We start from the raw sequence: 25765 nt of genomic DNA, 5'->3' as shown, positions 1-25765 counted from the left end.
TCGCGTTATAATTTTTTTCTTGAATCGGTGTGTGGCGCAGCCTGGTAGCGCACTTGCATGGGGTGCAAGGGGTCGAAGGTTCGAATCCTTTCACACCGACCAAAAATGATAAGGGCTAGCAACATCATTGTTGCTGGCCCTTTTTTCTTGGGCGTGACTCAGTTACTTTGCTCCGCAAGCGAACGCGCCGCATGCAGTTTTTTGTAGCTGTCCAACAGGCGATGGTGCCTGTCAAGGCCCTCCAGCTTCATGCTGGTTGGCGTGAGCCCAAAGAAGCGCACGCTGCCTGCCACAGAACCCACAACGGCATCCATCCGCGCGTTGCCAAACATCCGCCGAAAGTTGAACTCGTAGTCTTCGAGTGCGAGGTCTTGATCAAGTTGTACTTCTAGCACGACGTTCATGGCTTGGTAAAACAGCTTGCGTTCAAGCGTGTTGTCGTTGTACTGCAAGAAGGCGCCCACCAATTCTTGTGCTTCCTCCAGTTGCTGCAGCGCCAGGTGAATCAACAGCTTCAACTCAAGAACGGTGAGTTGTCCCCAGACTGTGTTTTCGTCAAATTCGATGCCGATCAAGGTGGCAATGTCCAAGTAATCATCGAGCTCGTTGTTTTCCAAACGATCGAGCAGGGCAGACAAACTGGCATCACTGAGGCGATGCAGATTTAGGATGTCTTCGCGAAACAGTAGCGCCTTGTTGGTGTTGTCCCAAATCAAATCTTCAACGGGGTAGATCTCCGAATAGCCTGGCACCAAAATGCGGCATGCCACAGCCCCTAGTTGGTCATACACCGCGGTGTACGACTCTTTACCGATGTCTTGAAGGATTTCAAACAAGGTGGCTGCTTCTTCGGCATTCGAGTTTTCCCCTTGGCCAGAAAAGTCCCACTCCACAAATTCAAAGTCAGCTTTGGCACTAAAAAATCGCCACGACACGATGCCACTCGAATCGATGAAGTGCTCCACAAAGTTATTGGGTTCCGTGACAGCATGGCTCTCGAAGGTGGGGGGCGGTAAATCGTTCAGCCCTTCAAAGCTGCGGCCTTGCAGTAACTCGGTCAGGCTGCGCTCAAGCGCCACTTCTAAGCTGGGGTGTGCACCAAAAGATGCAAACACACCGCCTGTGCGCGGGTTCATCAACGTGACGCACATGACAGGGTAGATGCCACCCAAAGATGCGTCTTTCACCAGCACCGGAAAGCCTTGTTCTTCCAAACCTTGAATGCCAGCCAATATGCTGGGGTACTTAGCCAACACCTCTTGCGGCACATCGGGCAAACAGATTTCACCTTCGATGATGTCGCGCTTGACGGCGCGTTCGAAAATTTCGGACAAGCACTGCACTTGCGCTTCGGCCAGTGTGTTGCCCGCACTCATGCCGTTGCTGACAAACAGGTTTTCGATCAGGTTGGAGGGGAAGTACACCACCTCACCATCCGACTGGCGCACATAGGGCAGGGCGCAAATGCCGCGCTTTGTGTTCCCTGAGTTGGTGTCGATCAGGTGTGAGCTGCGCAGCTCGCCATCGGGGTTGTAGATGGACAGGCAATGGTCGTCCAATATTTCTGAGGGCAGCGCGTCTTTTTTGCCTGGCTTGAACCAACGTTCATTCGGGTAGTGCACGAATGCTGCGTTGGCCAGGTCTTCACCCCAAAAGGCGCCCGCATAAAAATGGTTGTTGCTCAAGCGCTCGATGTATTCGCCTAGGGCCGACGCCAACGCGCTTTCCTTGGTCGCGCCCTTGCCGTTGGTGAAGCACATGGGCGAGTGCGCATCGCGGATGTGCAGCGACCAGACATTGGGAATGATGTTGCGCCAAGAGGCGATTTCAATCTTGATGCCCAAGCCCGCCAACAGTCTCGTCATGTTGGCGATGGTTTGCTCCAGTGGCAGGTCCTTGCCCAAGATGAAGGTGCTACGGTCAGCGTTCGGATTCAGCGTGAGCAAGGACTGCGCGTCTGCATCCAAATTCTCAACTTCTTCGATCACAAACGCGGGGCCTGCTTGCACCACTTTTTTGACCGTGCAGCGCTCGATCGAATTCAAAATGCCTCGGCGGTCGATCTCTTGGATGTCCGCTGGCAACTCGACCTGGATTTTGAAAATCTGCTGGTAGCGGTTCTCAGGATCAACGATGTTGTTTTGAGAAAGGCGGATGTTTTCGGTAGAAATTTTGCGTGTGTCGCAATACAGCTTCACAAAGTAGGCCGCACACAAAGCCGATGAGGCCAAAAAATAGTCGAATGGACCGGGTGCCGAGCCATCGCCTTTGTAACGGATGGGCTGGTCGGCGACCACCGTGAAGTCATCGAACTTGGCTTCTAAGCGAAGCTTGTCGAGAAAGTTGACTTTGATTTCCATGAATTATTTTTAATTAAATTAAGCAAAATGATGAAGTGGTGGAAATTGTTGACCACTACGGGCCATCCGAGTATAAGAATTCCTATGATGGCAAGGTTTTAAAAAATTGATCAAAGATAGAATCAATGGGACTTAAGATTTTTCATTTTGCTTTTTCTCAAATCATGAACTAACACTGTTGATCAGTATGAAATTTTTTTTTACAGCTGTCTTGTTGTTTTGTGTTTTCGGCATCCATGCACAGGATCAAAATTTAGATCAAGCTGGTGTGCGTCTTTCCGCTCAGGAGCGCGAAAGACTGCAACTCATCCTTGATAAACCCATCGATGAAAGTTCACTTTTCTCATCGCGCGTTGTTCTTCATCGTGACAAAGATTTGGCGGCTTTTAAGTTGGGTGATGTCGTTCGCCGTGAGGAAAATCTGCGCGCTTGGGCTGCCATTGATCCACAAGATGGAAAGTGGGGCTTGTTCGGTTTCTTGATGGACACCCAAAATCGTGCAGAGGGCTATCGCCTCGGGCGAGAGTTGGTGAATGAACAGAAATGGCCACCAAACCGTGTTCGATTGCGCATCCAACTCGCCCGTAACTTCATTGACGACAGCAATTTAAAAGAGTCTGCAAAGTTGATCGCTGAAGCGGAAAACATATTGCGCAGCGATGTCAAAAATATGCCGCGTCAAGGTAACACAACCTTTTGGATTCTACGAGCCGAAGTCGAGTTCTACATTGCCAAAGCTATTTTGAATATGCGCATGGGGCGATGGCAAGAGGGTATTGAGGATGCAAAAAGTGCCGTTGTTAAATCGGTGGATCTCTCTAAGCTGATGAGCATGGCCCCGACTGAAAATGCCAAGCAATGGTCCTATGGAACTATGTTGCATGCCTACGCCACTTTGGGACAACAACAAATTTTGGCAGGTCTTTATGCTGAGGCTGAATGGACGCTGCGTGATGCCTACCAACGTACCAAAACCTACGGCATGCCCGAGACCAGCATGCAGGGCTTTTACAACCGCGTCGCTGATTACTACATGGCTGTTGGGCAATTCGACGAGTCCTACAAGTTCGCAGTGATGAGCGAGAAAATTGTTCTAGATCAAGGTTATCAAATGGGTTCCCCGATGTGGTTGTGGGCGCGTATGCGTTTCAACTCCGCTTTGATTGGATCTGACAAATGGCAAGAAGCGTTAAAAAGTTTTGACTTGGTTGATCAAGAAACAGCGCGCCTAGGCCGTGCACCACGTGGCGCACAGTCTCAGAGTTTGTTACGCGGCTATGTTTACATTCGCAACGGTCAATTCGAAAAAGCGCTGAGCATCTTGCAAGCGAATATGAATTGGCATGTCAATAATTTTGGTGAAGATCACTACTTCACTTCAGTCAATCGCGGCGTACTTGCTGTTGCTTTGTGGAAAAACGGTCGGGTTACCGAAGCCAGACAAGGATTTGACCGTGCTGTGCGCGGCTTGACTGCCCCGGAGTCGTTGACAGGTGATTATGTTGAAACAGCGATTCAACAAAAAATTAGTCGTTTCATTTTGCAAAGTTATTTGCAATTGGTTGCTCAAACGGCGGATAAAGATCCGAAAGATGCAGAATTAATTTTTCAAATTGCAGAGCAGCTCAATGTTTCAAAGGTTCAGCAAGCGTTGGCGGAAGCGGCTGTTCGGTCTGGTGTTTCGGAGCCTGGTTTGTCGAGCATCATTCGAAAAGAGCAAGACGCCAAAAATGAAATTGCCACCTTGACCAACTACATCAGCGGGCAAGGCACGGAAGAGGACAAGCGCCGCAATCCGCAAATCCTGACTCAAATGCGCGAGCGTTTACGTGAGATTGAGAAAGAACGTCGAGAGTACAAGGTTCAAATTCAAAAGACCTATCCAGAGTATTTTCAGCTCATTCAGCCTAAGCCGCCTTCGACGCAAGATATCGCCAGACAACTCCAACCCGATGAACTTTTTTTAGCCATCACGCCCTTGGAGGATAAAACCTATGTTTGGGCGATCGATGGGAAAGGTGAGGTTAAGTTTCAGATCTCAAATTTATCGGAAGCAGATTTGAAGAAACTGGTGACTCAAACCCGTAAGACGCTGGATGTCGCGGAACTAGGACTCCGTGCCCCGCCTTTTGATGTCAACAGTGCACACCAGATTTATAAACAAATTCTTGCCCCCTTTGAGGATGAACTCAAGCGCAGCAAGCACCTGATCGTTGCGACTTCTGGCCAATTGGCGCAGTTGCCATTTGCCGTGTTGCCTCGAACGCCCGACAGCAAATCCACTGCTTGGCTTGTGCAGGACATCGCGATCAGCCATGTGCCTGCCGCCAATGGCTGGCTGGCTCTCAAACGTCTGAGTAAGCAGCCGACGGCCAAACAGCCCATGCTGGCTTGGGGCGATCCTGCGTTTGATGCAAATCCCACGACCAGCATCGCTGGCGGAGGAAACGTGGTCCGTTCGATGGCGGTCACGCGCTCTCTTGAAGCAAGCCAGCGCAACATCATGGATGCAGCCAACTATGTGGCTTACAGCAAAATTCCGCCACTGCCCGAAACCAGGGATGAAGTTCTGCGGCTTGCCACTATTTTGAAAGCTGATCCTCAACAAGATTTGATCATGGGTCACGAGGCCACTAGGAGTTCTGTGCTTAAGCAAAGTGCCTCGGGCAATCTGGCTCAAAAGCAGGTCGTAGTCTTTGCTACGCACGGTTTGCTAGCAGGTGATTTGCCTCAGCTTAACCAGCCTGCGCTTGCCATGGCTGCAACCAAAGACGCCAAAGAGTCACCGCTTTTGACATTAGAGGATGTGCTCAGCCTTCGACTCAATGCAGATTGGGTTGTCTTATCCGCATGTAATACAGCAGGGGCTGACGGCAAGGCGGAAGAGGCTTTGAGCGGCTTAGCGCGTGGGTTTTTCTATGCAGGTAGTCGTAGCTTATTGGTCACCCATTGGGCCGTTGAGTCAATCAGCGCGATGAATTTGACAACCAAAACCTTTGCTGCATACAAGCAAAATACACAAATTCGTCGCGCTGAGGCTCTCAGGCAAGCGATGCTCGATACGATGAAAATGCCCAATTTCTCTCACCCCACCTACTGGGCGCCGTATGCTCTGGTTGGTGAGGGGGGGCGTTAAATTTATCCCAAGGAACGTGACATGAATAAATCAAAATTCTCTCTTCTGGTTTTAGCTTTCAGTGCCCTTGTTTTATCGGGCTGTCAGACCACACCTGATTCAAGCATTGGAGCGGTGAGTGGCGGGCGTAGTGCGGTTGCCAACACGATCAGTTTTATCGACTTCACAGGGTTTGATCGCGATTTGAATCTCGCACTTAGGCAGGGACAGCCTTTAGTGACTGTGGTGATGTATGACAAAGTCAGTCCTAACAGCACCCCAGACCGCTTACAAAAATGGCTCAATGCCGTTGAAAGCAACGGTGGTCGAGTTGAAATTGAACCACCACCTAATGAGCTGGTACCACGCAACCCTTTGGCGCTGATCAGTTTGGTCGGTGGTTTGTGGAATGTCATCAAAGCCACTGCAGATCTGCGTGACAGAGAGCTTACGCAAAGTGTCAAAGGTCACGATGCGGTGATTAGTCTTGAGCGCAACGACGCAGGGCATGTCGTTGTCGGGAAAATTATGTTTAAGAAAGCGAAGACGGCATCCTGACGATGAGGCATCGTTCGTCTTTGTCCAATGCGGGTATTGATATGCCCTTTGGGCCGGCGTTTTTGAATTTGACGCAAACTTTGCTGTTGGGTTGTGGTTGGTTTGCCATCTTATTAGGCGGGTCGCTTGGGTTGGCTTTTGCCATAGCGACGCAAAGTGGCGTCTTAGCCATTGACCCTGAGTGGAGTCGACAGTTATTCGCGCACTTTATGTTGGGTCGTCTACCGACTTTACTGGTCGCTTGCTTCGTCTTGTTGCGCGTCAATTTTCAATTTGCAACAGATGCCGAACTGGTGCAAGGCCTGTTTGAGCGAAATAAATTCGGTGCTTATGTGTTGGCTTGTATTCTGGCAACCATGTTGGCTTGGTCTTGGTTTTTCTTAAGCGTTTTAGTCAGCTCATGGCTTGGATTCATGCACAGCTTTTCTGGGTTTGGTCAGATTTTTTGGGAGTCTTACCTAGTTGAATTCCAGTTTTCACAGCTTTTACATGCCGCCTTTCGAATGTTTGTCTTGTCTCTGAGCTTGTGCCTGGTGACTCTTTTCGAAATCAAATTTTTATCGACTCAGCCAGATCAATTGCATCAGATGATGTCCCGCACCACGATATTTGGTGTTTTGATGATCTTGGGTATTGAATTGCTCGATTTTTTCTGGTCACTCAATTAGGAAAATCATGTCAGCTGCTGCTCCCTCTCGTTTTAAATGGCAGTTCGTGTGGACTGTTCTGGCGATGTCGCTGGTCATAAGTTATTTGGCATTTCTCAAGGGGAGCTTTGAGTCACGTCTGCGTTTGAGTTTTCATGCCGAATCTGCCGCTAATCTGTTTGAGGGCATGAGAATTAACTACAAAGGGTTTGAGGTGGGGAAGCTCACTCAGCTTGAGTTGACACCGCGAGGTGATGTCCGTGGTCAAGTGGAAATTCGTGTTCAACATGCACCGTTTTTCACCCGGGGTTCCACTCTCAAGATATCGAAGGAAAAAATTGTCACAGCTGAGCTTTTACTACAACGCGATGAAAGTCAAAACGAGGTCTTGGCCCAGGATGCAAACATTCCCATCGTGAGAGATGATCTTGCTGCTGATTTGACCAAGCGGCTTGAACCGTTGTTACAAAAGTTTCAGCAATTGTTGACTCAACTTGCAGATCCAAAAGTTGGCGTTCAGGCAAATCTCCAGCAATCTCGACAAGTTATTTCTCACACCATCAAGACGCTTGATGAAGCCACCCACGCGATGCAAGTGATCAGCGACGAACAAAAAGGATTACCGGCTGTGCTGAGCCAAACTCGAGACACGATGCAGGCATTGCAGCCAACGGCCAATCAAGCGACAGAAACACTGAAAGAGTTGGAGAAAACGTTGGTACAAACCACGGGTACCCTTGAGCAAACAAATAAGACGCTTGATAACGCCGATAAGTTGATCCAAAACGTCGACGCGACCGTGCAAGAGGTCCAGTCTGCGCCTTTATACCGTTGGCTCGTACCTGCCAAAAAGCCTGAAGCTAAGACGAATTTGGCTGATTAATTCACTTAGCTTCCTTTTCCTCGATCTGAACAAGTACTGAGGCAAAGGCATCAGAGCAAGCCTCTTGGACTTGAAGATTACGCTTAGTGCCGCCCTCCTGACAGATTTTTTGATCTGAGTTGGCAGAGTTTCCGAGCAACCACTGAAGCTGTCCGTTGCCCTGTGGATTAAGCAATGTTTTTACAAAGGGCCCCGCTTTCTCACTGGCTAGTTGGGATAAATCTCGTGGGGAGTCTGCCACGATGACCAAGACCGTATCTAGCCCTTTGGGCCCTGCTGCAGTGATGCGCCATCCTTGACGGGGTAGCTCAATGGGTTTGTTGGCCTCAATGTAGTTGTTGCCATCAAGGCTGTTCGGAAAAAGAAGGTACAAACTTTTCTCATCTGAACCAGCCAACGCCATGTACAAATAACCACTGCGCGGTGACAGCACAGTCACCTGCAAGGGATCTTGCAAGATGCGCAAAGATTTCAAACTTGGTGTAACTTGCAGTGTTCGCTGTGCATCCCGCTGGGCGTGTATTTGTCCTAACAATTCGGCAGGCTTGACCGTAGATATTGAAGGCTGTGGTAGCGCGGGAGTCGCCGAATTGCTCTCTAAGTTTTGTACATTGTTGGTCCCACCTTGGGTAACCACCGACGTTGAAACGGAGGAGACAGCAGAATTTGCATTGCTGTTCGCAGCCAGTTGGTAAGAGGGAATGAAAGCCTTGTTTCCGCCAATGGTCATATGCTGACCCAAGATATCTGGAAATTGCTTGAGTTTTTGATCCAAACTGTTTTGTGCGCAACTTGTGATTTCTTCCACATTGAGCATGCCGTTGCCATCGGAGTCTTTGGCTTTGCCCAGCATGCAGTCACGCCAAGCTACTGTTGCCAATCCACCTGAGCGCGCATCATCAAACGAGACTTCATCTGGGCGGGAGGCCGCGATTGAGACGATGTTGTCAGGTAATACGCCTTTCTTGCTTAGTTCATTGCTTAAAGAGCGTGTGCGCATGTTTGTCGGCTTCGCACAAGCCTCTGGGCTCATATTTCCCACGAATTTTGGGGTGATCATCGCACCTGCGAAATTAAGCGAGCGCGTACGCATCGGCTGGTTGACGATACCTCCCGAGTGGCAAGCATCGTAAAAGACCAGCAGTTTGTCTGTTTTTGAGGCGATCGGTGCGAGCAGATCGCTGATTTCGATGTTCGAGATAGCCTTCCCGTCAGTGCTTAACAGACCCTCTGTGCAATGCTCAGGCTCGACGGGATCCACCCAGCGTGTGCCGTGACCAGAGTAGTAAACAAAGACGCGGTCACCAGGACGCACGCGGGCGTTGAGGTCTTGAACAGCTTGACGAATTTGTTGGGCGGTCGCTTGTTCATCTCGTAAGTAACTGATGTTTTCGTCCGGTATTGACATGGTCTGAGCAATCGACTTGGCGCTTTGCATGTCGTGCTTGACACCTTTTAGAGGCATGATCCCGCCGGAGCTGTATTCGCCAATGCCGATAATCAGCGCATGCCTTGATGCTTTGGGGATCGAGCGGATGCCAGTTGTTGACATGCTGTTGTTTGCGCCTGATCGGCCTGATGCCAACGTAGCTACATTGGCCAATGAAGCTGAATTGCTGCCTTTTAATGCCATGGCACGAACCCAGCCCATTTGCCCTTGTACCTTGACTTGAACCCAGCCTGCTTCAGTTTTTATGCTGTCAACTGCCTGAGCTGCTTGCAGGGTTGCTAAGGTTGCTGCATCCAAGTAACGATCTGCCTTCAGTTCGGTCGTACGTACAACCGTGAGGCTTTCTGCCATGCAGGTTGTCAGCGTAAATGCGCCCAAAAAGAGCCCAAGAGCGGTAGTTTTCTTAATTTTTAAAAACATGGGGTATTTCCAGCTCATGGCGTGAGGGTGATGATTTTGACGCGACGGTTTTCTGCCGCAAAGCGATCTTGTGTGTTGATCAATTCGGTGTCACCTTTACCTTGTGACGTCAGATGCTGTGTATCCACACCCAATTGGACTAAATAGGTTTTGACTGCTGCAGCCCGTTGTTGCGACAGCTTGAGGTTGTAGTCAGGCATCCCTTTTGCATCTGTATGCCCTTCAATCATGAATTCGAGCGTGCGCAGCTCATCGGACAACAACGCCTTGGCGAGCGAACTCAATGTCGCAGCGCTTTCAGGCGTGATTTGCGATGAATCAAATTTAAAACCGATCGTCAGCGATACAAATTTTGGAGCACTTTTTTGGGGCTCAGGCTCAACGGTTTGTTCAACGCGAAGGTTTCGTAAACCGCGAGTGCGCACCGGCGCAGAGGGCTCCGTTTCAGGTTTTAGCGCATTGATGATGGTTTGGCTGTCGATGGTTTGTGCGTGAATGAAATCAGCGCTTAACATGAGACAAGCCGTGGCGACTACCCAGCAAATGAGTTTGCGATCTATCAATTTAATTGGATGCATGTGAAAGTTTCCAGTGGTGTTGTGCGGTGGCGCTGTCTTGCCAAATAGTTTCCCAGAAGTGGGGTGCAAATAGTTGAGGTTTGCGTGCAGGGCTCACGTAAAAGGCGTCTGGTACGTATGGCAGGCTAAGTATCATTTCGTTCAAAAGCTGACCGCCTTTATCGGGCTCGTCCGTACGTAGTGAAATATAAATCAGGCCGTTTTGTAAATGCGGCAATTGACCAAGCGCACCCAGTTGTATGACATTGGCATTTTTGGCTTCGGAGGGCAACTGGTCACATAAGCCACCTAGATCTTGAATGGCAAAGTTAGTTTTCAGTAGTGCAAATGTTTCGTAGATTAGCGCATCAGAGTTAAGTTCCGGCGCTGGCGGAGGTTGCGTGAAATAGCGCGTGCGCCAGTTGAGATAAATAGTCCAAACTGTAAAAAACAACAACGCATGTGAGGCTGACGGCGTCAGATCTAAATAGAGGTTGCTTTGTGTATGCAAACTTAGATAGCTCAGCCCAAGAAATAAGCTGGGTGCGGCAGGGACGGCCCACTTCATTTGGTCTTCACGAATTTTTGTACTCGCCCAAGCAACCAACAGCAAGCCAAGCCAAGCTGTCACGATTTGCAGGTTAGGTGAGGTGCGTTTTAAAAAGCTGTGGTGCATCAGGTTGTCAACCACATTTGCCAAGATCATCACGCCTGGATGATTGGGTGACAAAGGGCTGACCTTCACATCAAATAAGCTGGTTGCCGTCGCCCCGATGATGACGATAGCATTCTTGAACCTAGGGTCTGGCTTTCGACCATCTGCCTTCTGACTGCTTTGCCATACCTCGGAAAATGGGACTGTTTGAAATGCATCTTTTGTCCGGGTGAACTGAATCAATTGCTTGGGTTGTTCCGGAAGTTTCCAGCCTAAGTCAAGTGCCAAGCGCGCAGGAAGAGACCACATGCGCCAGCCTTCTTTGTCTTCCCAAAGTTGGTAAAAGCGATTGACACCGTCCTCATCTGCGTAGATGTTGTGGTACCCCAGTCGCTGGCTCTTAATCAGGGCGTCAAATACCGGAGGCACGACGGCGACTGTTGGACCAGTTTTCGCGGTTTCTTGGTTTATGGCCGATGCAAAACCCGATAACTGATCAGCATGAACTTGGCTTAGTGGATCGTTATCCTTGTTGAGTCTGAGCACTGGGAAATAACTGTTACTTGAATCCTCTACGGCTTGGACAAATGCCGCATCAGAGGCTGGGTTCAGTGTGTCAGCGTCAGCAAACAAGATATCAAAGACAACGGCTTGTGCGCCTTGATGGTTAAGCCAATCTAGCGCTGCAGCCAGAGTCTCGCGTGGCCAAGGCCAGCGGCCGAATTCATTTTTGAGCTGATCTAAAGATCGTTCATCGATATCTACGATGATGATGCGAGGATCTGGCGAGGGCGCTATCAAACGGCGCTTCACCATTTGGTCATAGCTATTGCGGTCAAATTCAGAGCCGTTTGGAAGCCACAAGATGTGTGCAGTCGCCCACAGCCCCAAAATACCAACGAGGATCCACAGGATTCGGCGGCTGTTCTGTATGGCGAGGTAATTTAGTAAATATTCAAAATTTTTAATGTGAGCCTTCAATTTTGGCATTTGTCATTTTTAATGTTATCAAATTTTAGGGTTTGATAATGCTTGTTGAATCGGTTGTCGGTAAGTCATTGACACTGACACAAATAATCCTCAACTGGTCTGCTAAACGATAATACGCACTGCTTATTTTTATCGAACTCCTTACCGTGAAACTGTCTTCCCCCCCAGCTGCTAGCCCTGTGGCAACTGATGCAGCATGGCGTGTTTTGAGCCTCATCCCGCCGATGACGCAGCTCAACACACCCTACCCGTCAACGGCGTATCTCACGGGGTTTTTGCGCGCACACAATGTCGATGCGGTGCAGGACGATTTGGCTTTGGCGCTGGTTCTCGCGCTGTTCACCCCAGGCGGTTTGGTGCAAGTGCGTGATCGAGCTTTGGCCTTGCCCGAGGAAGAGCGCAGCGCCTCAGTGAACTATTTCCTCGATTTCTTTTCTCGCTACCACGGCACGATCGCGCCCACGATTGCTTTTTTGCAAGGGCAAGACTCTACCTTGAGTCACCGCATTGCGGGACGCGGCTTTTTGCCAGAAGGCCCGCGCTTTGTTGCCTTGGATGCTTACGAGGACGACGGCAGCGGCGACCCCTTGGCGTGGGCATTTGGCGCTTTGGGGCAGCAAGATCGAGCGCGGCATTTGGCCACCTTGTATTTGAATGATTTGGCCGATGTGCTGCGCGACGCCGTCGACGCTCGTTTTGAGTTTGTCCGTTACGCCGAGTCGTTGGCCGGCAGTCAGGCCACCTTTGAGCCTTTGGCGCAAGCGCTGGCCGCACCTGACACATTGGTGGATGAGGTGCTCCAAAGCTTGACCTTGGCCGCAGTGGCCAAGCATCAGCCGCAGTTGGTGCTGTTGTCGGTGCCGTTTCCGGGGGCCGTGTATGCGGCGTTGCGGATTGCGCAAACGATCAAGCGTCACCACCCGAATGTGCGGATTGCGATGGGCGGTGGGTTTGTGAACACCGAATTGCGTGAGTTGACCGATCCGCGACTGTTTGATTTTGTCGACTTCATCACACTGGACGCGGGCGAGCGACCTTTGCTCGCGCTCTTAGAGCACTTGCACGGCAAGCGCAGTGCGCAGCGTTTGGTGCGTACCTTCATTCGCAACGATGACCACCAAGTGCGTTTGATGAACTGGGCCGAGCCAGATGTCCCGTTTGAAGATGTGGGCACACCCACGTGGGACGGCTTGCCCCTGAATCGCTATTTGTCTCTGCTGGACATGCTCAACCCGATGCACCGTTTGTGGAGCGATGGGCGTTGGAATAAGCTGACGGTGGCGCATGGTTGTTATTGGAAAAAATGCAGCTTTTGTGACGTGAGTTTGGACTACATCTCGCGCTACGAAACGGCCTCTGCCAGCACTTTGGTCGATCGCATTGAACGCATCGTGGCCGAGACCGGGCAGACTGGATTTCACTTTGTGGATGAAGCTGCACCACCCAAAGCGTTGAAAGCTTTGGCCGAAGAGTTGCTGCGTCGCCAAGTCCATATTTCTTGGTGGGGCAACATTCGCTTTGAAAAAACCTTCACGCCTGAGTTGGCCGAGTTGCTGGCCGAAAGTGGATGTATTGCCATGTCGGGTGGCTTAGAAGTGGCGTCAGATCGTTTGTTGAACTTGATGAAAAAAGGCGTGTCGGTGGAGCAGGTGGCACGCGTGACCAAAAGCTTTTCAGACGCGGGCGTGTTGGTGCACGCTTACCTGATGTATGGTTTTCCAACGCAAACGCTACAAGACACCGTGGATGCTTTGGAGTACGTGCGCCAGCTCTTTGAGAATGGTTGTATCCAAAGCGGTTTCTTTCACCGCTTTGCCTGCACCGTGCACTCCCCCGTAGGCAAAGACCCCGAGGCTTACGGCATTGAATTGGTTCCGCTGCCGGATGTGAGTTTTGCGAAGAATGACATTGGCTTTGTCGATCCCACAGGCACAGACCATGACACCTTGGGCTTGGGTTTGAAAAAAGCCATCTACAACTTCATGCATGGGGTGGGCTTGGAGCAGGATGTGCGCAGTTGGTTTGCCCTTCCCAAGGGGCAATGTCCAAAGTCCACAGTAGGGCGGCACCGGATTTCGAAAGCTTTGGGCAATTGACGCTTTGTGCGAATTATTTAAAGCCGCCATCTGGGAAGCAGATAAATACCTTTATAATTTGGCCTTCGTTAAATACGAAGCAATGCGGGAATAGCTCAGTTGGTAGAGCGCAACCTTGCCAAGGTTGAGGTCGCGAGTTCGAGTCTCGTTTCCCGCTCCAGTTCTAAAACCTCTGAAACTTGGTTTCAGAGGTTTTTTTATGCGTGCTTGAAAACTCTATAAAAATGACCAAGGTACTTTCTTTGCCAGCAAGCGCGACGACAAACTTTCGCCAGCTTGACGATGGTCAGGGTGGTTGGTTGCAAACGGCCAAGCGGCAACTCAAGTTCAATTTGCGTCACTGGATGTGCCGGCGACATTTAGCGCGCATCCGACATTACGTTGATGCGCGGGGTTTGAGCGGTGTCATGACCCGCCATGACATGCAGCTGATGTTTCGACCCATGCGTTCTTACCTCTGGCGCTCGCTCAATGCGCAGATGCGAACTGACGCGATGTTGTCGCATTTTGATTGGCTGACGGCCCATGTGTCGGCATCCGTTATTCAAGATTTTTACGATCAAGGCATCATTGAGTTGTACACGCAAGAATGCCCCGAAGGTGTGATCAGCATTGATTTACTACCTGGCCGTTCCTTGGGGCGCGAAGGGGAGATGGAGTTGCATCTCAAGCTCAACAAAGTCACGGTCATGAAGGCTGCTTTGAGTGTGTTGGCGCATACGCATTTGCAAGGGGGCCACTCGGGTGATATGTTGGTGATTGGCAATATTCAAGGTCAACGCCAAGCCCAGCAAGAAATCAAATGGGTCACGCAGCGCCTAGAGCGCACACGACCGCACAACATTTTGTTGACCGCTTTTCAGGCGCTGGTCTCAGGTTGGCAACTGACGGATCTGTTGGGTGTTGCCGATCACGAGCACGCTTATGCGGGATATCGCAGCCTGTCGCGTCGGGTGGGCCAAAACTACGATGCCATCTGGAAAGAGTTGGGGGCTACCCAGTTGGTCGGGAAATCGCATTGGCGTTTGCCGATGGAATGGGTGCCGCGTTCGGAGCAAGAGGTGCCCTCCAGCAAGCGCTCCCAGCTGCGTCGAAAAAATGAAATTCGGCAAAAAATCTTTGATCAAGTTGCTGTGCGTGCGGCATCACTGCTTAAGTAAAAAGCCTGCGTTCACGCAGGCTTTTTTGTTGCATGCTTTTTATTGGGTGTTTATTTTTTGGGTGCTGTGCCGCCGCTCTTGACACATTCATCCATCGTTTTGAATTCGGTGAACTTCTTGGTACGTTCATAACTGGGGCTGGCTTTGTCATGGCAAATGCCGGCGTCTGATTTTTTGACCATGGCCTCGGCAGCGGCGGCTTGCCCGTTGGGCGCTCGGCCACCTGTTTTAAGGCATTCTTCCATCGACGCGAAGGCGGTGAATTTTTTGGTACTGGTGAATGAGGCGCTGGTCTTATCGTGACAAATGCCGGCGTCTGATTTTTTAACGACGGGTTCTGCCGACGTAGCAGTTTTTGGGTCTGATGCGTGACTCAGGTTGATGCCCAAGACCAGAAAAATTCCGAGTGAAAGTTTGAAAAAATTTAAATTCACGATGCTTCTCCTTTGTGGTGAATCGAATATAGCGCATCCATTTGTTGATTCGAATGCACGTATCCCCGAGAGCCGCCATGGCTTGGCGTAAAATCAAGATCACGTCAAAGACACCGCCCGAGTGGTGAAATAGGTAGACACAAGAGACTTAAAATCTCTCGCTTTCCGTAAGGGGCGTACCGGTTCGATTCCGGTCTCGGGCACCATCAATTTAGGCTGCAAAGAAGGAGTTTCGTCATGGCACGTTACAACGCCGCGTATGAAATTCACGTTCACGGAGAAGTCTCTCTCCGTGCTGATGTGGACCTTGCACAACTGCAAGATGCTTTGCGCCCCCTCTGGAAATACGCCGGTTCGTCTTCTTTACAAGACGGTGCAACCAGCGCCTACCCTGAAGAACCCGGTATTCGTTTTGATGCCCAAGCGCATCTGCTGCAAATGTGTTGGACCGTTCCTGGTGATGACGATTTTCGCCAATGCTTGGACGAAATGTGCATGAGCTTGAACGAACTGACGGCTGCAGGTGCCGCGATTGAGGTCACCTTCTATGACAACGCCTTCGACGAAGATGACGAGGATCGTGGCGAAGATTCACGCGATGATTTTGTGATGCTCTTCGTGGGCCCTACACCCGCTGACATCATGCAAGCGCAACGCGACATGTTGATCAACGATGTGGTGCATTTGATGGAGCGCCATTTCGATGGCGCCGAGTTGGGTGGTGTGGTCAATGAAATTGACAAACTGTTTTCACAACGCTTTGACAACTTGTTGAACTCGCTCGATCTCGGCCGTCCCCCGCGTGGGTCAGGTGGTAACGGGCACGGTGGCTCTGGCCATGGTGGGCGCAAACCTCGCCATTTGCACTGAATTGAAAAGACAGTAAAAAAACCGGCCTCTGCCAAGAGAGCCGGTTTTTTATTGGGCGCTTAAAACGCTCAGCGCTTTAAGACGTCAAGATCAGTTGGACTTGATGCCAATGCCTTTGAACTCACCCGTGGCAATGCGCTTTTCCCATTCAGCGGGGCCGGTGATGTGGGCGCTGGTGCCACCCGAATCCACCGCCACGGTCACGGGCATGTCGACCACATCGAACTCGTAAATGGCTTCCATGCCGAGGTCAGCAAAACCCACCACTTTGGCGTGCTTGATGGCCTTGGACACGAGGTAAGCCGCGCCGCCCACAGCCATCAGGTAAGCCGACTTGTGCTTCTTAATCGCTTCAATGGCGGTTGGGCCGCGCTCAGCTTTGCCCACCATCGAGATCAAGCCTGTTTCGGCCAGCATCATCTCGGTGAACTTGTCCATGCGTGTGGCGGTGGTGGGGCCGGCTGGGCCCACGGCTTCGTCGCCCACGGGGTCGACCGGGCCCACGTAGTAAATCACGCGGTTCGTGAAGTCGACGGGCAACTTTTCACCCTTGGCCAGCATGTCTTGAATGCGCTTGTGCGCGGCATCACGCCCGGTGAGCATCTTGCCGTTGAGCAAAATGGTTTGGCCTGGCTTCCAGCTCGCCACTTCTTCTTTGGTGAGGGTGTTGAGGTCCACACGCTTGCTTTTTTCTGTGTCGGGCGTCCAGTTGACGTTGGGCCACAGGTCCAGCGATGGCGCTTCTAAAAACACAGGACCAGAGCCGTCCATCACAAAGTGGGCGTGGCGTGTGGCAGCGCAGTTAGGGATCATCGCGATGGGTTTGCTGGCCGCATGCGTGGGGTACATCTTGATCTTCACGTCGAGCACAGTGGTCAAGCCGCCCAAGCCTTGTGCGCCAATCCCGAGGGCGTTGACCTTGTGGTACAGCTCCAATCGCAGTTCTTCCACTTGGCTGAGCTTGTCACCCTTGCTGGATTTCTCCAACAACTGGTACATATCGAGGTCGTCCATCAAGCTTTCTTTGGCCATGAGCACGGCTTTTTCAGCGGTGCCGCCGATGCCAATGCCCAACATGCCAGGCGGGCACCAGCCCGCGCCCATGGTGGGCACAGTTTTGAGCACCCAGTCCACCACGCTGTCGCTGGGGTTGAGCATATACATCTTGGACTTGTTCTCGCTGCCGCCGCCTTTGGCTGCCACAGTCACATCGACTTGGTTGCCGGTCACGATTTGCGTGAAGATGACGGCAGGGGTGTTGTCTTTGGTGTTTTTGCGGGCGAACTGAGGGTCGTCCACCACCGAGGCGCGCAGCATGTTGTCTGCAAAGTTGTAGCCGCGGCGCACGCCTTCGTTGATGGCGTCTTCCAAGCTGCCCGTGAAGCCTTCCCAGCGCACGTCCATGCCCACTTTCAAGAACACATTCACGATGCCGGTGTCTTGGCAAATCGGGCGATGGCCGAAGGCGCTCATCTTGCTATTGGTCAGAATTTGCGCGATGGCGTCTTTGGCGGCAGGGCTTTGTTCGCGCTCGTAGGCGCTGGCCAAGTGACTGATGAAATCGGCAGGGTGGTAGTAGCTGATGTACTGAAGGGCAGCGGCGACCGATTCAATCAAATCGTTTTGGCGGATGGTGGTCATGTTCAGGGTCCTGGAAAGGGCTTGGTGACAGAGATAAAACAGCGTTAGAGTTTACTCAATACCCCTGTCACAAGGCTTGCAAATATTGCTTATAAAAAAACCCGCTGGGTGAGCAGCGGGTTCGTGGCGATCGTTGAGACGATCACTTGATAGTCAAGATCCAGGTCGCCAGTTTTTGGGCTTCTGCATCGCTGACTTGTGTGTTAGCAGGCATGGGGATAGGGCCCCAAACGCCAGCGCCACCTTTTTGAATTTTGATGGCCAGTTTGTCAACCGCTGTTTTATCCGCTGCGTATTTGGCAGCCACATCCTTGTAGGACGGACCCACCAGCTTTTTGTCGGCAGCATGGCAAGCCATACAGTTTTTCGATGTTGCCAGTGCTTGGTCAGCAAAGGCGGGGCTGAGCAATGTAGTGGCCGAAATCAAAGCCAATAAAGTGCGTTTCATGGTGTCTCCTTGAATCAATAGTCGTCCAACACAGCACCCTTGCTGGCGCTGGAAGCGTTGAAGGCAAATTTGGCTTGCACGCCACGCGTGTAACGCGGTGCCGGGGCAGTCCAGCCTTCTTTGCGTTTGGCCAGTGTGGCGTCGTCCACGTTGAGTTGCAGCAGCAATTGACGAGCGTCGATGGTGATCGAATCGCCTTCGTTCACGAATGCGATGTTGCCGCCCGCTGCGGCTTCAGGGGCGACGTGGCCTACCACCATGCCCCAGGTTCCACCAGAGAAACGTCCGTCGGTGATCAAGCCCACGCTCTCGCCCAAGCCCGCGCCAATCAAGGCACCTGTGGGAGCCAGCATTTCAGGCATGCCAGGGCCGCCTTTGGGGCCGAGGTAGCGCAAGACCATCACGTCGCCGGCCACGATCTTGCCGGCCAAAATGGCTTCGAGGGCTGATTGCTCGTCGTCAAACACACGGGCTGGACCGGTGATGACGGGGTTCTTCAGGCCGGTGATCTTGGCCACAGCGCCTTCAGGCGACAAATTGCCTTTGAGGATGGCCAAGTGGCCTTCGTCATACATGGGGTTGCTGATGGGACGGATGACATCTTGGTCGGCGCGAGGCGCGTCTGGGATGTCTTTCAAGTTCTCAGCCACGGTCTTGCCGGTGATGGTCATGCAGCTGCCATCGAGCAAGCCAGCGGCCAACAACGTTTTCATTACTTGGGGAATACCACCTGCGCGATGCAGATCAACGGCCAAGTACTTGCCGCTGGGCTTCAAGTCGCAAATGACGGGCACTTTGCGGCGCACGCGCTCGAAGTCGTCGATGGACCATTCCACACCAGCGGCGTGGGCGATGGCCAAGAAGTGCAGCACAGCGTTGGTCGATCCCCCAGTGGCCATGATGACGGCCACGGCGTTTTCCAACGAGGCTTTGGTCACGATGTCGCGCGGTTTCAAATCTTTCTTGACTGCTTCAATCAGCACTTTCGCCGACTCTTGTGCAGAGTTCAGCTTCTCGTCATGCGGGTTGGCCATGGTGGACGAGTAGGGCAGGGACAAACCCAAGGCTTCGAAGGCCGAAGACATGGTGTTGGCCGTGTACATGCCGCCGCATGAGCCCGTACCAGGAATGGCACGTTGCTCGATTTGTTTGAGGTCTTCGTCGCTCATGTTGCCGGCGGCGTTTTGGCCCACGGCTTCAAACACGCTGACGATGTTCAGGTCTTGGCCCTTGTAGTGGCCAGGCAAGATGGTGCCGCCGTACACATAGATCGCGGGCACGTTGGCGCGCAACATGCCCATCATGCCGCCGGGCATGTTTTTGTCGCAGCCGCCGACCACCAGCACGCCGTCCATCCACTGACCTTGCACGCAGGTCTCGATGCAGTCTGAAATCACTTCGCGGCTGACCAGCGAGTACTTCATGCCTTCGGTGCCCATGGCCATGCCGTCGGAAATCGTGGGTGTACCGAAAATTTGGGCGTTACCGCCAGCTGCCTCAATCGCGTCTACGGCTGCGTCCGCCAGTTTTTGCAAACCGCTGTTGCATGGGGTGATGGTGCTGTGGCCGTTGGCCACGCCGATCATGGGCTTGGAGAAATCGCTTTCTACGTAGCCCATACCGTAATACATAGAGCGGTTAGGAGCGCGGGACTTTCCCTCGGTGATGTTGGCCGAGCGACGGTTGATCTTGATGGTTTTAATGTCCATGTTGACTCTGAAAATTGGTTAAGTCTTGAGTTTAACCGCGGCTTTTCGTGTCAAAGCGTCGCCTTGGCGCAAGGCACAATCTGAAGCTATGTTGTACCACCCCACGATCGATCCTGTTGCCTTGCAATTGGGCCCTTTGGCCATCCATTGGTATGGCCTTACTTACTTAGCGGCCTTTGCGCTTTTCATGGGCTTGGCTCGCTTACGGTTGCGACAAGCGCCTTACGCGCAGTTGGTAGCCCAAGGACTGTGGGCCCGGCAGGACATTGAAGACTTGCTGTTTTATGGCGTGGTGGGTGTGGTGCTGGGCGGGCGCGTGGGGTATTGCTTGTTTTACAAACCCGGCTATTACGCAGCGCATCCGCTGGAGGTGTTTGCGGTTTGGCAAGGTGGCATGAGCTTTCATGGCGGCATGTTGGGTGTGATTTCTGCCATGGCCTTGTTCGCGTGGCAACGGAAACGGTCTTGGTTTTTGGTGACCGATTTCATTGCGCCGTGCGTGCCTACGGGTTTGGCAGCGGGCCGTGTCGGTAACTTCATCAACGGCGAGCTCTGGGGTCGGGCGGCAGATCCCTCGCTGCCTTGGGCCATGGTGTTTCCGCAAAGTGGCAGCATGATCCCGCGCCATCCTTCGCAGGTTTACCAATTTTTGGGTGAAGGTTTGCTGCTGTTTGTGGTCATGTGGCTTTATGCCCGCAAGCCTCGGGCGGTGGGGGCGGTGTCTGGCGTCTTTTTGATCGGTTACGGCTGCTTGCGATTCATGGCCGAGTATTTCCGCGAGCCCGACGCACATTTAGGCTTGTTAGCCTTGGGGTTGAGCATGGGCCAGTGGCTGTGCGTGCCCATGGTGGGCTTGGGTGTGTTGATCTGGTGGCGAGCTGTTCGATCGCACGCAGAGACTTGACATCTTATTAAAAAGTTAAGGGAAATCCCTAGTCGCAGAGTGCCTCCTACGCTGGGTTTGGCTTCCATAATTATGCGTAATTACAGAAAATTACGAGCCGAATTAAGCCATGCGCCCACTTGCCCATTCTCTCCATGATGATGTCGCGTCACTGCTGCGCGCCGCCATCTTTGATGGTGAATTGATGCCGGGCAGTTTCGTTGACGAAGCGGCCTTGTGCACCCAATGGTCTATTTCTAGAACCCCTCTGCGTGAAGCCCTCAAAGTCTTGACTGCCGAAGGCTTGGTGCGCCATGAGCCTCGCCGCGGCTGCTTTGTGAACGAAGTCACCGAGCAAGATTTGGACGATATTTTTCCGGTCATTGCCTTGCTCGAGGGGCGCTGCGCCTTTGAGGCTACCCGTCGTGCCAGTGAAGCCGATATTCTTGTTTTGTCTCAATGGCACGAGCGATTGGCAAGTCATGCTGAGGCTGGTCGTATCAACGATTATTACGAAGCTAACTTGGTCATTCATGAGGCCATCATTCGGCTGGCCAGCAACAAGTGGTTGGCTCAAGCCATTGCCGATTTGCGCAAAATTTTGAAGCTCACTCGCCTGAAGCAACTCCACGCGCCAGGTCGGTTGACACAAAGCTTGGCAGAGCACATGGCTGTATTTCGTGCCTTAAAAGCGCGTGACGCCGAGGCCGCCGAAAGTGCCATGCGTCACCATTTGCTGCAACAGCGCGAGGCTTTGCGTGGATTAACGCAAGGCCTCAGCTTGGTGCCTTTGAGCGTCCTAGAGATTTGAAGAAAGAAACCCATGACCGCATCATCCTGGCTCAACCACAAACTCAACGTACTGGGCCATACGACGCTCGGCAACGCAGCCCCTCAAGAGGAAAAGCGTTCCACACGTGAACGCTTAGACGCCACCCTGCGACAAAAGAAAGAGGCTTTGTCGCCTCGCTCTTTGCGCCGTACGCTGGCCGAGTTACAAGCGGTGTTGGATCCACGTGTGAGCGAGGTCGAAGGCGGGCGTCGCGCCAAAGCTTTGGCCGACTGGTATGCCAAGGCCAGCGTGGATGAGCGACAAGATTTGTGGTTGCTGATCAGCGAGCAATTTGGTCCTGACGCAGTCAAGGTTCGCGCGGCGCGCGATGACTACGACGCCGCCTTGGGCACCGCCGACGAGGGGTCGGCCGAGATTCGCTTGCGGCGGGCCCTCGTGTCTCCGCGCACGCGCTTGTTACAGCGCTTTGCAGCGTACTCTGGTGGCATGCGGTTTTTGGTGGACTTGCGTGCTGAGCTGCTGCCCCAACTCAAAGGCAACAAACGCTTGCTGGCGCTGGATGCTGAGTTAGAAAATTTGTTTTCGACGTGGTTTGATGTCGCCTTTTTAGAGTTGCGCACCATCAGCTGGGACTCGCCCGCATCCTTGATTGAAAAACTCATCAAGTACGAAGCGGTGCATGACATTCGCAGCTGGTCCGATTTGAAAAACCGCCTCGACAGTGACCGCCGCTGCTACGGTTTCTTTCATCCCAGCTTGCCCAACGAACCTTTGATTTTTGTGGAAGTCGCCTTGCTCAACGAGATGGCCGACAACATCATGCCGTTGCTGGACGAGGGGGCTGCACCAGAAGATTTACAAAAATCCAGCGTGGCCATTTTTTATTCCATCAGCAACACGCAAGGTGGCTTGAAGGGCGTCAGTTTTGGTGATTCTTTGATCAAGCGTGTGGTCGAGACCTTGCGGGCAGAATTCCCTAAGCTCAAGACCTTTGCCACGTTGTCGCCCATCCCAGGCTTGCGCCCTTGGCTCGTGCGACAAATGCCCGAGCTGCTGGTAAACTTGAATGACCGAGATCTGTCTTCCTTGGGGCGTGAGTTGAGCTTTGAGCCACCCACTGCCACCCATGTGTTGGCGGCCATCGAGCAGCCTTTGGTGCTGAGCGCTTTGTCGACCAAATCGGCCCTGCGTTCGTTTTTGACCCGTTGCGCGGCCCAATATTTGGGGCAAAGTCGCCAAGGTGAGCAAGTGCTTGATCCCGTGGCACGTTTTCATTTAGGCAATGGCGCCCGCATCGAACGGATCAACTGGTTTGCCGACCCTTCCACCAAAGGCGTCAAACAGTCTTACGGCCTGATGGTCAATTACCTTTACGACTTGAAGCGTTTAGACAAACACCGTCACATGCTCGACAACGGCGAAGCGCCTGCCTCTAGCGATGTGCAGAGCCTGTATTTCAAATAACTTTTGCGCATGATCAAAACCACGAAGGAGACCCACATGAATCCACTCAACACCACTTCAACGCGCCGCAGCGTTCTTAGCTTGGCTGCCGCTGCTTTGGCCTCCATCAGCTTGGGCGCCTATGCGGATTCAAACTGGCCGAGCAAACCCGTCAACCTGATCGTGCCGTTTCCCGCCGGAGGAGGCACGGATACGTTCGCACGTCCTTTTTCAGCACAATTTTCCAAACAGTCCGGCAAAACTTTGGTGATCGACAACCGAGGTGGTGCGGGCGGCAACCTGGGTGCGGGCATTGCGGCTAAGGCAGCTCCCGATGGTTACACCTTTTTCATGGGCGCGGTCCATCACTCGATCGCGCCGTCTATGTACCCCAAACTTGACTACGATTTGGAGCGTGATTTTGTGCCTCTTGCACTGGTGGCCAGCGTGCCCCATGTCTTGGTGGTGAACACCAAAACCATGCCCAGTGATTTCAAGTCTTTCATGGAACTGGTGCGCAGTAAGCCAGGTCGCTTCAACTACGGTTCTGCGGGCGGGGGCACGTCGCACCATTTGGCGGGCGAGTTGTTCAAGTTCCAGAGCAAAACCTTCATCACGCACATCCCTTACCGCGGGGCGGGCCCTGCTTTGCAAGATTTGATTGCAGGCAACGTGGACATGATGTTTGACGGTTTGGGGTCTTCAGCGCAACACATCAAAGGTGGCCGCATCAAAGCCTTGATGGTGTCGGGCAACAAACGCAACCCCGCTTTTCCAGATGTGCCCTGTGCTGCTGAGTTGGGCATGCCCGACTACAACGTGAACACGTGGTATGGCTTGTGGGCGCCTAAAGGTACACCTGCCGATATTCAAACACGCATGATCGAAGAAGTGCGCAAGGCCGCGACTGCCGACGACATCAAAACAAGCTGGTCCAACAGCGGTGCTGAATTTCCTAACCTCACGGGCCCGCAATTTGGAGCGTTCGTGAATGCTGAAATCAAAAAATGGGCGGCTGTGGTGAAAGCTTCTGGCGCCAAATTAGATTGATATGAACTTCTAAGCATCGTGTTTTTGAAAATGACCATGAACCACAATCTCTACGCTGCCTTGCGTGCGGCCTTTCCGAAAGACTTGAGCTCCACCGCTGTGGAGACTGACGACGGCCAGTTCTACAGCTGGGCTGATCTGGAGCGCGCCAGCGCCATGATGGCCAATTTGCTGGATTCGTTGGGCATCCCCAAAGGCGCTCGCGTCGCGGTACAAGTTGAGAAATCAGTCGAAGCCATGATGCTTTACCTGGCAACTTTGCGCGCAGGTTATGTGTTCTTGCCTTTGAACACGGCCTATCAAAGCGCTGAGATTGAGTACTTCATTGGCAACGCCGAGCCTGCCGTGGTGGTGTGCAGCAGCAAAAATTTTGGCTGGGTTAGCAAGATCGCTTTCAAGGCAGGCACACAAAATGTGTTCACCTTGGACGACAACCGCACGGGCAGTTTGCTAGAGCGCGCGGCACATTGCTCCGATCAGCACGAGGTGGTGCAAAACAACGCCGACGATTTGGCTGCGATTTTGTACACCAGTGGCACCACAGGCCGCAGCAAAGGCGCCATGCTCTCGCACGGCAATATGCTCAGCAACGCGCAGACCCTGAAGAAGTACTGGGGCTGGAAGCCTGGTGATGTGTTGATTCACGCGCTGCCCATCTTCCATGTTCACGGCTTGTTTGTGGCCATTCATGGTGCTTTGCTCAACGGAAGCAAGATGATTTGGATGTCCAAGTTCGACCCCAAATTGGTCATCTCCAAAATGCCCGAAGCCACCGTGTTCATGGGCGTGCCTACTTTGTATGTGCGCATGCTGGCCGAGCCCAGTTTGACGAAAGCGCAGGCCTCGAACATGCGCTTGTTCGTAGCAGGCTCTGCGCCGCTGCTGCTGGAAACTTTCAACGAGTGGCAAGACCGAGTAGGCCAGCCGATTCTCGAGCGCTACGGCATGAGCGAAACCGTCATGTTGACATCGAACCCTTATGCGGCTGATGCGCGCTACCCAGGCCAAACTGAGCGCCGTGGCGGCACAGTTGGCTTCCCGTTGCCTGGTGTGTCTTTGCGTGTGCAAGACGACGAAGGCATGGCTTTGCCCGTGGGCGAAATCGGTGGCATTCAGGTCAAAGGCCCAAACGTGTTTGCGGGTTACTGGCGCATGCCTGAGAAAACCAAAGAAGAGTTCACCGCCGATGGGTATTTCAAAACCGGCGACGTGGGCAAGATTGATGAACGCGGTTACGTGGTGATCGTGGGTCGCAGCAAAGACTTGATCATCAGCGGGGGCTATAACGTGTATCCGGCAGAGATCGAGGGCTACATCAACGACATGGCTGGCGTGGCTGAGAGTGCTTTGATTGGCGTGCCTCATCCTGATTTTGGTGAGGTGGGCGTGGCGGTGGTGATTGCTAAGTCGGGTGCCAAGGTGGACGCGGATGCGGTGATTGCGGCGCTTAAGTCGCAATTGGCGAATTTCAAGATTCCTAAGAAGTGTTTTGTTGTGGCTGAGTTGCCGCGCAACACCATGGGCAAGGTTCAGAAGAACTTGCTGCGGGATCAATACAAAGGGTTGTTTTAAGCCATTTGTCTTTCGGGGCGTTTGGGGTTTT

Annotated in this window: 20 protein-coding genes and 3 tRNA genes; 15 read left to right on the top strand and 8 right to left on the bottom strand. The window is 52.5% G+C overall.

Annotated elements, in window-relative coordinates:
* Window positions 1–25: 25 nt before the first annotated feature.
* Window positions 26–102 (top strand) — tRNA-Pro (locus B9Z42_RS14940).
* A 56-nt stretch (window positions 103–158) separates the two neighbouring features.
* On the opposite strand, the gene B9Z42_RS14935 is transcribed toward B9Z42_RS14940, so the two are convergent.
* The gene (locus B9Z42_RS14935; protein WP_100134212.1) at window positions 159–2360 is read right to left on the bottom strand and encodes an OsmC domain/YcaO domain-containing protein; all 2202 of its coding nucleotides are present in this window, start codon (window positions 2358–2360) and stop codon (window positions 159–161) included.
* A gap of 187 nt (window positions 2361–2547) precedes the next feature.
* Here B9Z42_RS14935 and B9Z42_RS14930 point away from each other — a divergent pair, with 187 nt between their 5' ends.
* The 4 genes from B9Z42_RS14930 to B9Z42_RS14915 are packed head-to-tail and all read left to right on the top strand — an operon-like array spanning window position 2548 to window position 7563.
* Window positions 2548–5496: a CHAT domain-containing protein gene (locus B9Z42_RS14930; protein WP_100134211.1), complete on the top strand. Its 2949-nt coding sequence runs from the start codon at window positions 2548–2550 to the stop codon at window positions 5494–5496.
* Window positions 5497–5517: 21 nt separating this feature from the next.
* A complete protein-coding gene (locus B9Z42_RS16145) occupies window positions 5518–6033 on the top strand; it encodes a hypothetical protein (protein WP_143474102.1) in 516 nt (171 codons plus the stop codon).
* A 2-nt stretch (window positions 6034–6035) separates the two neighbouring features.
* Complete coding sequence (locus B9Z42_RS14920; RefSeq protein ID WP_143474101.1) at window positions 6036–6701, top strand: hypothetical protein; 666 nt, start codon at window positions 6036–6038, stop codon at window positions 6699–6701.
* Between the two features lie 7 nt (window positions 6702–6708).
* The gene (locus tag B9Z42_RS14915; RefSeq protein ID WP_100134208.1) at window positions 6709–7563 is read left to right on the top strand and encodes an MlaD family protein; all 855 of its coding nucleotides are present in this window, start codon (window positions 6709–6711) and stop codon (window positions 7561–7563) included.
* 1 nt (window position 7564) lies between these two features.
* Here B9Z42_RS14915 and B9Z42_RS14910 read toward each other — a convergent pair whose 3' ends face one another.
* Genes B9Z42_RS14910 through B9Z42_RS14900 form a run of 3 tightly spaced genes read right to left on the bottom strand, consistent with a single transcriptional unit; the run spans window position 7565 to window position 11635 of the window.
* Complete coding sequence (locus B9Z42_RS14910; protein WP_100134207.1) at window positions 7565–9451, bottom strand: caspase family protein; 1887 nt, start codon at window positions 9449–9451, stop codon at window positions 7565–7567.
* Entirely contained in the window at window positions 9448–10080 is a 633-nt protein-coding gene (locus tag B9Z42_RS14905) for an OmpA family protein (RefSeq protein WP_199172102.1), read from the bottom strand. The genes B9Z42_RS14910 and B9Z42_RS14905 overlap by 4 nt, the downstream gene beginning before the upstream one ends.
* A complete protein-coding gene (locus tag B9Z42_RS14900) occupies window positions 9998–11635 on the bottom strand; it encodes a CHASE2 domain-containing protein (RefSeq protein ID WP_100134206.1) in 1638 nt (545 codons plus the stop codon). The genes B9Z42_RS14905 and B9Z42_RS14900 overlap by 83 nt, the downstream gene beginning before the upstream one ends.
* A 224-nt stretch (window positions 11636–11859) precedes the next feature.
* Between B9Z42_RS14900 and B9Z42_RS14895 the strand changes: the two genes are divergently transcribed.
* The 3 genes from B9Z42_RS14895 to B9Z42_RS14885 all read left to right on the top strand — a co-directional run bounded on the left by B9Z42_RS14895 (window position 11860) and on the right by B9Z42_RS14885 (window position 14891).
* Window positions 11860–13731 carry a radical SAM protein gene (locus B9Z42_RS14895; RefSeq protein ID WP_100134205.1) on the top strand — a complete coding sequence of 624 codons (1872 nt, stop codon included), beginning with the start codon at window positions 11860–11862 and terminating at the stop codon, window positions 13729–13731.
* An 84-nt stretch (window positions 13732–13815) separates the two neighbouring features.
* A tRNA-Gly gene (locus B9Z42_RS14890) sits at window positions 13816–13891 on the top strand.
* Window positions 13892–13955: 64 nt separating this feature from the next.
* The gene (locus tag B9Z42_RS14885) at window positions 13956–14891 is read left to right on the top strand and encodes a DUF535 family protein (RefSeq protein ID WP_100134204.1); all 936 of its coding nucleotides are present in this window, start codon (window positions 13956–13958) and stop codon (window positions 14889–14891) included.
* Window positions 14892–14941: 50 nt separating this feature from the next.
* On the opposite strand, the gene B9Z42_RS16385 is transcribed toward B9Z42_RS14885, so the two are convergent.
* Entirely contained in the window at window positions 14942–15325 is a 384-nt protein-coding gene (locus B9Z42_RS16385; RefSeq protein WP_199172100.1) for a hypothetical protein, read from the bottom strand.
* Window positions 15326–15440: 115 nt separating this feature from the next.
* Between B9Z42_RS16385 and B9Z42_RS14875 the strand changes: the two genes are divergently transcribed.
* Together B9Z42_RS14875 and B9Z42_RS14870 are read left to right on the top strand one after the other, a co-directional pair.
* A tRNA-Leu gene (locus B9Z42_RS14875) sits at window positions 15441–15531 on the top strand.
* Between the two features lie 31 nt (window positions 15532–15562).
* Window positions 15563–16195, top strand: coding sequence for a DUF6806 family protein (locus B9Z42_RS14870; protein WP_100134203.1), 633 nt, complete (start codon window positions 15563–15565; stop codon window positions 16193–16195).
* 90 nt (window positions 16196–16285) lie between these two features.
* Here the strand turns inward: B9Z42_RS14870 and B9Z42_RS14865 are convergent, their stop codons facing one another.
* From B9Z42_RS14865 to ilvD, 3 genes are all read right to left on the bottom strand, one after another.
* Window positions 16286–17836: a fumarate hydratase gene (locus tag B9Z42_RS14865; RefSeq protein WP_199172098.1), complete on the bottom strand. Its 1551-nt coding sequence runs from the start codon at window positions 17834–17836 to the stop codon at window positions 16286–16288.
* A 142-nt stretch (window positions 17837–17978) separates the two neighbouring features.
* A complete protein-coding gene (locus tag B9Z42_RS14860) occupies window positions 17979–18284 on the bottom strand; it encodes a c-type cytochrome (RefSeq protein WP_100134201.1) in 306 nt (101 codons plus the stop codon).
* Window positions 18285–18298: 14 nt separating this feature from the next.
* A complete protein-coding gene (gene ilvD / locus B9Z42_RS14855; RefSeq protein ID WP_100134200.1) occupies window positions 18299–19993 on the bottom strand; it encodes a dihydroxy-acid dehydratase in 1695 nt (564 codons plus the stop codon).
* A gap of 88 nt (window positions 19994–20081) precedes the next feature.
* Here ilvD and lgt point away from each other — a divergent pair, with 88 nt between their 5' ends.
* The 5 genes from lgt (at window position 20082) to B9Z42_RS14830 (ending at window position 25734) form a co-directional block, all read left to right on the top strand.
* A complete protein-coding gene (gene lgt, locus B9Z42_RS14850) occupies window positions 20082–20897 on the top strand; it encodes a prolipoprotein diacylglyceryl transferase (protein WP_100134265.1) in 816 nt (271 codons plus the stop codon).
* A gap of 109 nt (window positions 20898–21006) precedes the next feature.
* Complete coding sequence (locus B9Z42_RS14845) at window positions 21007–21687, top strand: GntR family transcriptional regulator (RefSeq protein ID WP_100134199.1); 681 nt, start codon at window positions 21007–21009, stop codon at window positions 21685–21687.
* 12 nt (window positions 21688–21699) lie between these two features.
* A complete protein-coding gene (locus tag B9Z42_RS14840; protein WP_100134198.1) occupies window positions 21700–23133 on the top strand; it encodes a malonyl-CoA decarboxylase in 1434 nt (477 codons plus the stop codon).
* A 36-nt stretch (window positions 23134–23169) separates the two neighbouring features.
* Window positions 23170–24162, top strand: a complete 993-nt coding sequence (locus B9Z42_RS14835) for a tripartite tricarboxylate transporter substrate binding protein (RefSeq protein WP_100134264.1) — start codon at window positions 23170–23172, stop codon at window positions 24160–24162.
* A 30-nt stretch (window positions 24163–24192) separates the two neighbouring features.
* Window positions 24193–25734 (top strand): malonyl-CoA synthase, encoded by a 1542-nt coding sequence (locus B9Z42_RS14830; protein WP_100134197.1) that lies wholly within the window; start codon window positions 24193–24195, stop codon window positions 25732–25734.
* Window positions 25735–25765 lie beyond the last annotated feature (31 nt).

The sequence above is a fragment of the Limnohabitans sp. B9-3 genome, assembly GCF_002778325.1.
GTDB lineage: Bacteria > Pseudomonadota > Gammaproteobacteria > Burkholderiales > Burkholderiaceae_C > Limnohabitans > Limnohabitans kasalickyi.
The sequence above is the reverse complement of the archived record's forward strand: the minus strand, read 5'-3'. Positions and strand labels throughout refer to the sequence as shown.